Source organism: Burkholderia sp. AU27893, from assembly GCF_002223205.1.
GTDB lineage: Bacteria > Pseudomonadota > Gammaproteobacteria > Burkholderiales > Burkholderiaceae > Burkholderia.
Genome location: NZ_NKFD01000001.1, coordinates 2,080,436 through 2,092,475, shown reverse-complemented (window position 1 = coordinate 2,092,475; position 12,040 = coordinate 2,080,436). Strand labels below are relative to the sequence as shown.

The following is a 12,040-nucleotide window of genomic DNA, read 5'->3' as shown; positions in this document are numbered from 1 at the left end:
AGCGCCGGCACGAAGCGGCAGGTCCCGGGCGCTCACAGCGGAAACACGCCCACGATCACCGCGGCGAACACCATCAGCACGGTGGCGGCAAACAGGAACGGAATCGTGAATTTCTGGTGCTCGGCGAGCTCGACGCCGGTCAGGCCGACGATCAGGAACGTCGCGGGCGTGAGCGGGCTGACCGGAAAGCCCGTCGTCATCTGGCCGAGCAGTGCTGCCTGCGCCATCTGGATCGGCGGCACGCCGAGCAGCTTCGCGCTTTCCGCGAGCACCGGCAGCACGCCGAAGTAGAACGAATCGGGGTCGAACAGCAGGCTGAGCGGCATCGACAGCAGCCCGAGCACGAACGGCATGTGGCGCGCATGCTCGACCGGCACGTGCGCGACGACCACGTCCGCCATCGCCTTCAGCATGCCCGTGCCGGACATGATGCCGGTGAATGCTCCGGCCGCTAGCAGCACGCTCGCCATCATCAGCGCGGCCTTGGCATGCGCGTCGATCCGCTCGCGCTGGGCCTGCACGTCCGGGTAGTTGATCACGAGCGCGGCGACCGCGCCGAGCATGAACATCACCATCGGGTCGACGATGCCCGACACGAGCGTGACGAGCACGACGAGCGTCAGCACGAGATTGATCCGGAAGCGTTCCGGCCGGCGCAATGCGCGCTCGTCGTCGGTCAGCGCCCGGGGCGCGATCGCGAGCGACGCCGCGCCGGCACGATCGAGCCCGAGCCGCTTCGCCTCGCGCACGCCGAGCACGTAGGCGGTGCCGAACACGAATACCAGCCCGACGATCTGCACCGGAATCATCGGCATGAAGATCGCGGAGCCGGGAATGTGCAGCGCCGCCGATGCGCGCAGCATCGGCCCGACCCACGGCAGGAAATTGACGCCGGCCGCCATCGACGCGACGCACGCGAGGATGCGGCGATCCATCCCGAGCCGCGTATAGAGCGGCATCATCGCGGGCAGCGTGACGAGAAACGTGACGGCGCCCGAACCGTCGAGATGGATCAGCAGCGCGAGCAGCGCCGAGCCCATTACGATACGCGGCGGATGGCAGCCGATCACGCGCAGCACGCCCGCGATGATCGGATCGAGCATCCCGGCATCGGTGAGGATTCCGAAAAAAAGAATCGCAAAAACGAACATCCCGGCGATCGGGCCGATGTTCTGGACGCCGTGCACGATGAACTTGCCGGTCGCGAGCCCGAACCCGGCCGCGAGCGACGCGGCCACCGGCACGACGATCAGCGCGACCAGCGGCGACAGCCGCTTCGTGATGATCAGGCCGAACAGCGCGACGATGGCGATCGCGCCGATCCATGCAAGCATGATGCGTCTCCTTTTCAACCGGTGCGCGCGTCGTCGCCCGGCGTGGTGTGCGAGTGGCAGTGCGGCGCCGTCGGGCGCGCGACACGGCCGGCGGCCGCGATGCGGGTCAGTCCCGGTGCGTGTCGTGGTCGCGGTCGTCAGCGTTGGCCGCGGCGTCGGCAAACACCTGCGCCGCGTGTTCGTTCAGCGCGGGCGGCGGCCGCCGGTACGTGGCCGGCGTGCGGCCGAGCTTGATCGGCGACGCGATGCCGCGATGCCGGCCCAGCTCGACCTTCATCCGCCGATGCGCGACATGCGGATGGTCGAGCGCCGCATCGAGCCCGAGCACCGGCGCGCACGGCACGCCGCGGCGCATCAGTTGCTCGGCGAGCGCCGCGCCGTCGTGGGCGGCCAGCGCCGTTTCGAGCAGCGTGCGCAACGCGGCGCGGTTCGCGCTGCGCGCGCGGTTGTCCGCGAAACGCGGATCGTCGAGCCAGTCGCGCGTGCCGAGCACGTCGCACAAGCCCGCGAACTGCCCGTTGTTGCCGACCGCCAGAAAGATGTCGACGCTCGCCGTCGGAAAGCTGTCGTACGGCGTGATGTTCGGATGCGCATTGCCGGTGCGCACGGGTGCCTTCCCCGAATGGAAGAAGTTCGGCGTATGCGGATGCAGGATCGACAGCGCGCAGTCGAACAGCGTCGATTCGACGAACTGGCCGCGGCCGCTCGCGTCGCGCTCGCGCAGCGCCATCAGCACGCCGAGCGCCGCGTTCAGCCCGGTCACGAGATCGACGATCGGCACGCCGACCCGCAGCGGCGCGCCGCCGGCTTCGCCATTGACGCTCATCAGCCCCGCGAGCGCCTGCACGGCCGCGTCGTAGCCGGGCAGCCCGCCGAGCGGGCCGTCCGCGCCGAAGCCCGACACGCGGCAATGGACGAGGCGCGGAAACCGCGCATGCAGCGCGTCGAAGCCGAGCCCCCAGCGCTCCATCGTGCCGATCTTGAAGTTCTCGACGATCGCGTCCGCGTGTTCGAGCAGGCCGAGCAGCCGCTCGCGGTCGGCCGGTTGCGTCAGGTCGAGCGCGATCCCGAGCTTGTTGCGGTTCACGCCGAGGAAGTACGACGCGGTATCGCCGTCGAACGGCGGGCCCCAGGTGCGCGTCTCGTCCCCGGACGGCGGTTCGACCTTGATCACCTCCGCGCCGTGGTCGGCCAGGATCTGCGTCGCATACGGGCCACCCAGCACCCGCGACAGATCGATGATGCGCAATCCCGCCAGCGCGCCCTGCTGCTCGTGTTCCGCCATGCGTCCCGCTCCTGGTTCCGGTTGATCGGACGGCCGGTCCGGCAGGCCCGGCACTTGGGCGCGAGCTCCGGATTCGGCGAATAATTCTTGTATGTGAATTTATATTCACACTCAGGAATTACGTTGTCAACCCCGGCGGCATCCTGACGCGAAGCGAAAGACGCCGCCGTGAGTAAGCGGGAGCGACGCCGAACACGGGCCGGTTGCGGTGGCGTCCCGCCTTTCGTTAAGCTGGCGGGCAACCTTCACCTCAAAAAAATCGGACGGATCATTCATGAAACGGATGCTGCTGGCGGCCTTCATGCTGGCGTCGACGCTGGGCGTCGGACATGCGCAAACCCAGACGTTCCACTTCGGCGAAGGACAGACCGGGATGCCGGGTGGCGCGCCGCAGTCGGCGTCACCGACCGCACGGCCCGTGCCCGCGCGCCGGCACGTCACGCCGCCGCCGTCCCACCATCGGCGGGCCGTCCACAAGCGCCGCCAGTCGCGCCACGTGAAACCCACGCGCAGCGGCATCTATACGCACGCGTGACCCGGCGCGTGTCCCGCGAACGCGTGCATGGAACTGTCATGAACGGCGGCTAAGATCGGTGCGGCTGCCTGTACGCCGTTGCGGCCTGCTGCCGGGTCACGCGCCGCCGACACGCATTTTCTCCACGATTCAGCACCTGTTTTACCGAACATGAGTACCGGGCTGGACACTCTCGCCGTCATCAAGGAACGCGCCACGATCGTGTGCCGTCAGCGCAGCAGCGTGCTGCTGGTCGCTCGCACCGCGTCGCGCTGGTCGCTGCCGGGCGGCACGATCCGGCGTGGCGAGACGCCGCTCGATGCTGCCCTGCGGGAGCTTGCGGAGGAAACGCGGCTGGAGGGGCTGGCGCTCGATTACGCGGTGCAGTTCGGCGGGCTGACGAAGCTCCATCACGTGTTCGTGGCCGACGTGCCGGCGCACCTGACGCCGCGCGCGAGCAACGAGATCGCCCGCTGCAAGTGGTTTACCGTCGACCGGCTCGACACGCTGCGTGCGAGTGTGCCGACGCGCAAGATCATCGAGCTGCTGCGTCTCGACGGTTTTTCGGCGATCGCGAACGGCCGGCTGCGCTGACGTCGATAGCGCTCCCGCCGGTCATGCGCGCAGCAACGGGCCGGCCTTGCGTTCGAGCAACGTGACAAGTTCCGGCTGCATGTAGGCGTACCGGTCGGGAATATCGAGGCACACGATCTTCTTGTCCCGCAGATGCACACCGAATTGCGCTGCCAGCCGCGCCTTGTGCGCACGTTCCATCACGAATACGACATCGGCCCAGTCGAGCTGCTCGGCGGACACGCGCGTGTCCGCATCCGGCGCGAGGCCCGCGGAGTCGGTTTCGACGCCCGGCCACGCGGCGAACACCGCTTCGGCCGTCGGGCTGCGCAGCCGGTTGCGGCTGCAGATGAAGAGCGCCCGCGTCATGTCGCTTCGCGGTTGCCCGGCGCCTGCCCGCTCAACCTTGCGGAATCGTGCCCGGCCGGACGTACGCGAGCATGTGCGGCACGTAGTCGGCCTTGCCGAGTTCGACGCCGTGGTGGCGCAGGATTGCGTACGCGGTGATCGCGTGGAAGTAGAACTGCGGCAGCGCCCAGTCGCGCGCGTACTGTTCGCCCGTCATGTCGAACGCGATCCCGTTCGGCAAGTCGAGCGCGATCGGCCGCGCGGCACCGCCGTCGAGCGCATCCGGTGCGAGGTCGCCGAGAAACGTGAGCGTGCCGGCGATGATCGCCTGCGCATCGGCGAGCGTGCCGGGCTGCGCATCCGCATGCCACCCTGCCTCGCGCAATGCGAGCAACGCGGCCGGCAGCGGTTCGCCGCGCAGCCGGTGGACGGGCTCCATCGCCTGGAAGCACGAGAAGCGCACCTGCGCCGCGAGCGGATACATGTCGGGCGCCAGCTTCAGCGACATCGCCGCGTCGGGCGCGTCGCCCGCGGCCTGGCGGTGTGCGGCAGCCTTGTCGAGCCACGCGGACTGCGCGCGCAGCATCTGGGTGAAGGTCGGAACGAGAAGTTGAGTCGGTGACACGCGCGCCCTCCTATGCTGTGTTGTGGTTTGCGCCACGATAGCAGCGCAGGGAGAAACCTGCATCCTCGCAGGGGCAACGAGCGCGATTGAACGCGGATTCGGTGAGGCAGCGCATGGCGCACAGGTGCCGCCCCACGCGGGGCGTTCACGACGCGCGGCCGCCGCGACCCAACCTCAAGGCTTGCCCTGTCGCGCCAGGAACCGGTCGAACTGCGCGGCGAACGCCTTGCCGTCGCGTGCGCTGAACGGCGCCGGGCCGCCCGTGTCGATGCCCGCGCTGCGCAACTGGTCCATCATCGCGCGCGTCGACAGGCGCTCCTCGATGTTCTCGCGGCTGAACCAGTTGCCGCGCGGGTCGAGCGCATGCGCGCCCTTGTCGAGCACGGCGGCGGCCAGCGGAATGTCGGCGGTGATCACGAGGTCGCCCGCTTCCACCCGCTCGACGATGCGCGCATCGGCCACGTCGAAACCGGCCGGCACCTGCACCGCCTTGATGAACGGCGACGGCGGCGTGCGCAGAAACTGGTTCGCGACCAGCGTCACGCAGATTTCGGCACGACGCGCGGCGCGAAACAGCATGTCCTTGACGACGGCGGGACACGCGTCGGCATCGACCAGTACTTGCATGGCAGGTTGTTCCAAAGGGTTGAAGCAGAAGCGGCGATCATAGCGCACCGCCGGCCGGCCATCAGCCGGCGCGGCCCGTGCACAGCGCGTCGGCCGTCACCCACTGCGCGCCCCACGCCGCGGCGAGCCGCGCGCCCTGCCCGATCCGCACGGCCGCATCGTCGAAGTCGACGAATACGACGTGATCGGCCGCCGAAGGTTTCGCGGGCGTCTCGCGCGTGCGGCCGTCGGACAGCACCCACAGCCAGCGCTGCTTGCCCGGCTCACGCCGCGCCGCGCGTGCGAGCAATTGCGTGGCGGCCGCGATGCCGTCCGCGAGCGGCGTGCCGCCGCCGCCTTCGACCGGTTCGAGCCAGCGCGCATTCCACCAGCGCGGCACGGCCGGGCCGAAGCGGCGCACGGCGCCATGGCCGCCGAAACAGATCAGCGCGGTTTCGACGCGGTCGCGCGCGGCCTGGTCGAAATACGCGACGATCAGCCCCTTCGCCAGTGCGAGCCGCTCGTGCGACAGCATCGACGCCGAGCAGTCGAGCACGAAGCAATGCAGTGCGTGCGGCGTGCCGGCACGTTCGCGGAAGCGCAGATGGTCGCGATGCAGCGGGCCGCCGCGCTTCGCGACGAGCGTCGCCGGCCACGCCACGGTGGTGCCGGTGCGTGTCGTGCCCGGCACGCGCGCGGCTGCGCCTGATTGCCATCGAGGGCCGCGAACGGTGTCCGCGGCGGCGCCGGCTCGATGGCTCAGCGTTTTTTTAGCGGCAGCGGCACCACGCTTTTCACGTCGCGCAGCCCGGCCGGTTCGGGCGGCAGGTAGCCCCAGTCGCCCTGCGATGCCGCGGCATCGCTTTGCGCGGCCCCCGGTGAATCGTTGGGGCGATCGCGTGCATCGGGCGCAGAGCGACCGTCGCGTTCGTCGTTGGGTTGCTGCGCGCCGGACGACGGCGGTGGGCCCGCGTGGCGCCGATGCCGCAGCACCGCGTCGGCCACCCGCTCCACATGCGACACCGTCACCGCGTCGGCCTGCTCCAGCGCGGCGAGCGCACGCGCCGCGCGCAGCATCACGAGATCGGCACGCAGGCCGTCGACGGCCGCGTCGATGCACAGCGCACTGACGCGCGCATGAACCGTATCGTCGAACTCGAGCGCCGCGAGCCGTGCGCGTGCTGCCTGAATCCGGTCGCCGAGTGCGCGTTGCGCGGACGCATGACGTGCGCGGAATGCATCCGGATCGAGATCGAATGCAAGCCGCGCCTTCACGATCCGCTCGCGCTGCGCGGCGTCGAAGCAGTTCTCCAGCTCGACCATCAAACCGAAGCGATCGAGCAGTTGCGGACGCAGCTCGCCCTCCTCCGGATTCATCGTACCGATGAGCACGAAGCGCGCATCGTGCGCGTGCGACACGCCATCGCGCTCGACGATGTTCACACCGCTCGCGGCGACGTCGAGCAGCGTATCGACGAGCCCGTCCGCAAGCAGGTTCACTTCGTCGACATACAGCACGCCGAGATGCGCCCGCGCGAGCAGGCCCGGCCGGAAGCGCACGCCGTTTTCGGCGAGCGCATGCGCGAGATCGAGCGTGCCCGTCACCTGCTCGTCGCTCGCCGACAGCGGCAGCGTGACGAACTGGCCCTCGGGCAACAGTTCCGCGAGGCCGCGCGCCGCGGTCGATTTCGCGGTGCCGCGCGGCCCGCTCACGAGCACGCCGCCGAGCGACGGGTCGATCGCGGCGAGCAGCAGCGCCTGCTGCAGCGCATCCTGCGCGACGAGCGCCGCAAACGGAAAAACCGCGCGGGCGCGGTGCGTCGTCGGATCGGTCATCGCCGTCCTCCTTCCTGGAGTTGTTCGCTCGCGAGCCAGACCGCTTCGATCCGTTCGCGATAGTCGCCCGGCTGCTGCCACAGGCCGCGCTGCATCGCCTCGACGAAACGTTCGCAGATGCCGTGCAGCGCCTTCGGATTGTGCCGCTCGAGGAACGCGCGGGTGGCGTCGTCGAACAGGTAAGCGTCGGCGACGAGCGCGTACTGGTGGTCGGACAGCACGCGCGCGGTCGCGTCATAGCCGTACAGGTAGTCGACCGTCGCGGCCAGCTCGGCCGCGCCCTTGTAACCATGGCGCTTCACGCCGTCGAGCCATTTCGGGTTGACGACGCGCGAGCGGATCACGCGCGCGATTTCCTCGCGCAGCGTGCGCATCTTCGGCGCGGCCGGATTCGCATGGTCGCCGTGGTAGATGCTCGGCTGCTGCCCCGAAAGGTGCCGCACGGCCGCCGTCATCCCGCCCTGGAACTGGTAGTAGTCGTTCGAATCGAGGATGTCGTGCTCGCGGCTGTCCTGGTTCTGCACGACGACGTCGATCGTCGCGAGCCGCTCGCCGAACACGTCGGCCGCCGCATCGCCCGCGCTGTTCTGTGCGTACGCATGGCCGCCCCACTGGCGGTAGGCATCGGCGAGATCGGCGTCGGTCTGCCAGCGGCGCTGGTCGATCAGGTCCTGCAGGCCCGCGCCGTAGCTGCCCGGCCGCGCGCCGAATACGCGCCAGCCGGCACGGCGTCGCGCTTCGTCCGGCGCCACGCCCTGCGCGACCCATTTTTCGCGTTCGCGCTCGATGCGCGCGCGGATCGGGTTCAGCTCCTCGGGTTCGTCGAGCGCGGCCACTGCCTGCACGGCCGCGTCGAACAGGTGCATCAGGTTCGGGAACGCGTCGCGGAAGAAGCCCGACACGCGCAGCGTCACGTCGATGCGCGGCCGGTCGAAGATCTCGATCGGCAGGATCTCGAAGTCGGTCACGCGATGGCTGCCGTGCGCCCATTTCGGCCGCACGCCGAGCAGCGCGAACGCCTGCGCGATGTCGTCGCCGCCCGTGCGCATCGTCGCCGTGCCCCAGACGGACAGGCCGATCGCGCGCGGATAGTCGCCGTGATCCTGCAGATGGCGCTCGATCAGTTGCTGCGCGGATTTCAGGCCGAGCGACCACGCGGCCTGCGTCGGCACCGCGCGTGTATCGACCGAGTAGAAATTGCGGCCGGTCGGCAGCACGTCGGGGCGGCCGCGCGACGGCGAGCCGCTCGGCCCCGGCGGCACGAAGCGGCCGTCGAGCCCGCGCAGCAGGTGACGCATTTCCTCGCTGCCGCACGCGTCGAGCGCGGGCAGCAGCGTTTCGCGAACGCGCTCGATCACCGCGAGCGTGTGCGGCCAGTCGCCGGGCGGTGTCGCGTCGGTGCCCGTGCCGCCGCCCGTTGCGCACAGCCCGTCCAGCCATTGTTGCGCGAGCCGTTCGAGCCGCTCGCGCGTGTCCCCCGCATGGCGCCACGGCGATGCGTCGAGCGCCTGCAGGATCGCCGGTCGTGGGCCAAACCACGGCGCGGCCCAGTCGGCTGCGAGCGGATCGAAGTCGTCGCCGAGTGCGAGATCGCGCGCCAGCGCACCGATCAGCCCGGCGCGCGGGCCCTTGCCGTCGCCGACCGGAAAGCGCGCGAGCGCGAGCAGCGTATCGCGCCGCTGACGCTCGATCGGCGATTCGCCGAACACGTGCAGCCCGTCGCGGATCTGCGCTTCCTTCAGTTCGCACAGCCATGCGTCGACGCGCGTGAGCAGCGCATCTTCGTCGCCGGCATCGCGCGGCGGCGACACGCTCAGTTCGTCATGCAGACGATGCTCGGCGATCGTCGCGAGGATCGTCTTGCGCAGCAGCTTCGCGCGCCGCGCATCGACCATCAGCGCTTCGTAGTATTCGTCGACCTGCCGTTCGAGCTCCTGCAGCGGGCCGTAGTTTTCCGCGCGCGTGAGCGGCGGCATCAGGTGATCGATGATCACGGCCTGCGCGCGGCGCTTCGCCTGGCTGCCCTCGCCCGGATCGTTGACGATGAACGGATACAGGTGCGGCAGCGGCCCGAGCGTCAGGTCGGGCCAGCACGCGTCGGACAGCGCGACGCTCTTGCCCGGCAGCCATTCGAGGTTGCCGTGCTTGCCGAGATGGATGACCGCGTCGATGCGGTACGCATCGCGCAGCCAGAAATAGAACGCGAGATACGCGTGCGGCGGCACGAGCTCCGCGTCGTGGTAGCTCGCGTAGTCGTTCTCGCCGCGCGAGCGCGACGGCTGGATGCCGACGAACACGTTGCCCGCGCGCCAGCCCGCGATCGTGAAGCGGCCTTGCCGCAGCGTCGGGTCGGCTTCGGGCGGCCCCCAGCGTTCGTTCAGCGCGTCGCGCACGGCCGCCGGCAATCGCGCGAAACGCGCGACGTAGTCGGCCAGCGGGAAGCTCTGGAATGCGGGGCGCAACGCATGCACGGCCGCGTCGTTGGTCACGCCTTCGGTGAGGCGCGCGATCAGCGCGTCGCCGTCGGGCGGCAGGTCGGCCACCGTGTAGCCCGCATCGCGCAGCGCCGCGAGCACGCGCAGCGCGGACGCCGGCGTGTCGAGGCCGACGCCGTTGCCGATCCGCCCTTCGCTTTGCGGATAGTTCGCGAGAATCAGCGCGACGCGCTTGTCGGCGTGATCGAGCGTGCGCAGCCGGCACCAGCCGCGCGCGAGCGTCGCGACGAACGCGATCCGCTCGGCATCCGGCTGGTAGCGCACGACGTCGACCTCGGTGTGCGGGCAGCGGTACGCGAGCCCCTTGAAGCTCACCGCGCGCGTGACGATGCGGCCGTCGACCTCGGGCAGCGCGATGTGCATCGCGATGTCGCGCGCATGCAGGCCCTGGTTGTCGGCCACCCACGCGTCGCGATTGCCGCCGGACAGGATCACCTGCAATACCGGCGCGTCGCCGGCGAGCACGTCGTGCTCGGGGCTGTCGATCGCGCCGGCCGCGAATGCGGTCGTGTTCAGCACGAGCGCGACGTCGTGCGCGTCGCAGAGCTGCGTGATGACTTCGCGGCTCACCGCGTCCTTCAGCGACGTGACCGCGATTGGCAGAGGATTCAGCCCCTCAACGATGAGCGCATCGGCCAGCGCATCGAACACGGCCGTGTTCGCGGCCTGCCAGTGCGCGCGATAGAACAGGATCGCAACGACGGGCGCGCCGGGCGTCCAGCGCGGCCGCCAGTCGTCGACGCTCGCGCGGTCGCGCGCCGGGTGATACAGCGCGGCGGCTGGCAGCGGGCGCGGCAGTTCGGGTTCTTCGCCGAACCCGAGCGTGTGAAATGCAATGCTGCGCAGCAGCGCCTCGGCGTTGTGCACGCCGCCTTCACGCAGGTAGCGCCACCACAGCCGGCACAGGTCGGGCGCGACGGTGCTCTTCGCGACGAGGTTCGGGTCTTCCTGCAGGTCGCCCGAGAACATCGCGAGCTGCTGCCCGCGCTTCGACGCGAGCGACACGGCCTGCTCGATTCCGTACGGCCAGTACGCCTCGCCGCCGAGATGATCGATCACGACCGACTTCGCATGCTGCAGCACGTCGTCGACATAGAAGTCGACCGACGCCGGCTGCCGCAGGAACGTGACGTTCGCGAGCCGCACGCTCGGGAAGCCGGCCGGCAGATGCGGCACGACGCTCGCGAGCAGCGACAGCGTCGTGTCGGCCGAGCTCAGGATCACGATGTCGGCCGGTTGCTGGTCGATCCGGACGACGCCCTGCGTATCGTCGACGAAGCCGCCCGGCGTGGTGCGCAGCAGATGCATCGTGCGTTACGCCTGTTGCGGTTCGGCCGCGCATGCGGCGTCGAACGCGCGTTGCAGCGCGGCCGCGTCGAGATCCTCGCCGATCAGCACGAAGCGGCTCGCGCGCGTTTCGCCGTCCTGCCAGCGACGGTCGAAATAGCTGTCGAAGCGGCGGCCGACACCCTGGATCACGAGCCGCATCGGCGCACCGGGCAGCGCGGCGAAGCCCTTGGCGCGGTAAATCGTGTGCGCTTCGACGACGCGTTGCAGCGCGGCGATCGTCGCTTCGCGCGTGCCGGCGTCGCCCGACACGACCACCGAGTCGAAATCGTCGTGATGGTGATCGTGATCGCCGTCGTCGGCCGAGCCGTGATGGTCGTGACGCAGGTGGATCGTTTCTTCCGATGCCGATTCGAGGCCGAGCAGCATCGCGAGATCGAGCTCGCCGCGCGTCGCGCGCACGATCTTCACCTGCGGCGGGATCTCGTCGCGAATCGCGGTTTCGATCTGCGCGAATTCCGCGTCGCCGACGAGATCGGCCTTGTTCACGATCACGAGGTCGGCGGACGACAGCTGATCGGCGAACAGCTCGTGCAGCGGCGATTCGTGGTCGAGGTTCGGATCGGCGCGGCGCTGCGCGTCGACGGCCTGCGGGTTTTCCGCGAACTGACCGCTGGCGGCGGCCGGCCCGTCGACCACGGTCATGACCGCGTCGACCGTGAAGCTGTTGCGGATCGTCGGCCAGTTGAACGCCTGCACGAGCGGCTTCGGCAGCGCGAGGCCGGACGTCTCGATCAGCACGTGGTCGATGTCCGCGCGGCGCTCGACCAGCGCTTCCATCACCGGATAGAACTCTTCCTGCACGGTGCAGCACAGGCAGCCGTTCGCGAGCTCGTAGAGCTGGCCTGCCGCTTCGCCCTGCGCGCCGTCGGCATCCTCGCAGCCGATGCCGCAGCCCTTGAGGATTTCGCCGTCGATGCCGAGCTCGCCGAATTCGTTGACGATCACCGCGATGCGGCGGCCTTCGGCGTGCTGCAGGATGTGACGCATCAGCGTGGTCTTGCCGCTGCCGAGAAAGCCCGTGACGATCGTGACGGGAAGCTTGCGTAGGGTCATGGTAGGTCCTGTGTCGAATGA

Annotated in this window: 11 protein-coding genes; 2 read left to right on the top strand and 9 right to left on the bottom strand. The window is 69.7% G+C overall.

The genetic code is table 11. The annotated features are described in order from the left end of the window. Positions 1–32: 32 nt before the first annotated feature. Both CFB47_RS09875 and CFB47_RS09870 read right to left on the bottom strand, forming a co-directional pair. Positions 33–1,334, bottom strand: coding sequence for a CitMHS family transporter (locus CFB47_RS09875; protein ID WP_089461049.1), 1,302 nt, complete (start codon positions 1,332–1,334; stop codon positions 33–35). A gap of 106 nt (positions 1,335–1,440) precedes the next feature. Beyond that, the gene (locus CFB47_RS09870) at positions 1,441–2,619 is read right to left on the bottom strand and encodes a CaiB/BaiF CoA-transferase family protein (RefSeq protein ID WP_089461048.1); all 1,179 of its coding nucleotides are present in this window, start codon (positions 2,617–2,619) and stop codon (positions 1,441–1,443) included. 274 nt (positions 2,620–2,893) lie between these two features. On the opposite strand from CFB47_RS09870, the gene CFB47_RS09865 reads away from it, so the two are divergent. Both CFB47_RS09865 and CFB47_RS09860 read left to right on the top strand, forming a co-directional pair. Continuing rightward, entirely contained in the window at positions 2,894–3,154 is a 261-nt protein-coding gene (locus CFB47_RS09865; RefSeq protein ID WP_089461047.1) for a hypothetical protein, read from the top strand. Positions 3,155–3,304: 150 nt separating this feature from the next. Beyond that, entirely contained in the window at positions 3,305–3,727 is a 423-nt protein-coding gene (locus CFB47_RS09860) for an NUDIX hydrolase (RefSeq protein WP_089461046.1), read from the top strand. 21 nt (positions 3,728–3,748) lie between these two features. Here the strand turns inward: CFB47_RS09860 and CFB47_RS09855 are convergent, their stop codons facing one another. The 7 genes from CFB47_RS09855 to cobW form a co-directional block, all read right to left on the bottom strand. Next, a complete protein-coding gene (locus tag CFB47_RS09855; RefSeq protein ID WP_089461045.1) occupies positions 3,749–4,075 on the bottom strand; it encodes a low molecular weight protein tyrosine phosphatase family protein in 327 nt (108 codons plus the stop codon). 31 nt (positions 4,076–4,106) lie between these two features. Beyond that, positions 4,107–4,679, bottom strand: coding sequence for a DUF1993 family protein (locus CFB47_RS09850; protein WP_089461044.1), 573 nt, complete (start codon positions 4,677–4,679; stop codon positions 4,107–4,109). A 174-nt stretch (positions 4,680–4,853) separates the two neighbouring features. After that, positions 4,854–5,306, bottom strand: coding sequence for a YaiI/YqxD family protein (locus tag CFB47_RS09845; protein WP_089461043.1), 453 nt, complete (start codon positions 5,304–5,306; stop codon positions 4,854–4,856). Positions 5,307–5,367: 61 nt separating this feature from the next. Beyond that, the gene (locus CFB47_RS09840) at positions 5,368–5,976 is read right to left on the bottom strand and encodes a VWA domain-containing protein (protein WP_089461042.1); all 609 of its coding nucleotides are present in this window, start codon (positions 5,974–5,976) and stop codon (positions 5,368–5,370) included. Positions 5,977–6,044: 68 nt separating this feature from the next. Then, the gene (locus CFB47_RS09835; protein ID WP_089461041.1) at positions 6,045–7,121 is read right to left on the bottom strand and encodes an ATP-binding protein; all 1,077 of its coding nucleotides are present in this window, start codon (positions 7,119–7,121) and stop codon (positions 6,045–6,047) included. Further along, complete coding sequence (gene cobN, locus CFB47_RS09830; RefSeq protein ID WP_089461040.1) at positions 7,118–10,924, bottom strand: cobaltochelatase subunit CobN; 3,807 nt, start codon at positions 10,922–10,924, stop codon at positions 7,118–7,120. Before cobN ends, CFB47_RS09835 begins: the two co-directional genes overlap by 4 nt. 6 nt (positions 10,925–10,930) lie before the next feature. Beyond that, on the bottom strand, positions 10,931–12,019 hold the full coding sequence (gene cobW, locus CFB47_RS09825; RefSeq protein WP_089461039.1) for a cobalamin biosynthesis protein CobW: 1,089 nt from the start codon (positions 12,017–12,019) through the stop codon (positions 10,931–10,933). Positions 12,020–12,040 lie beyond the last annotated feature (21 nt).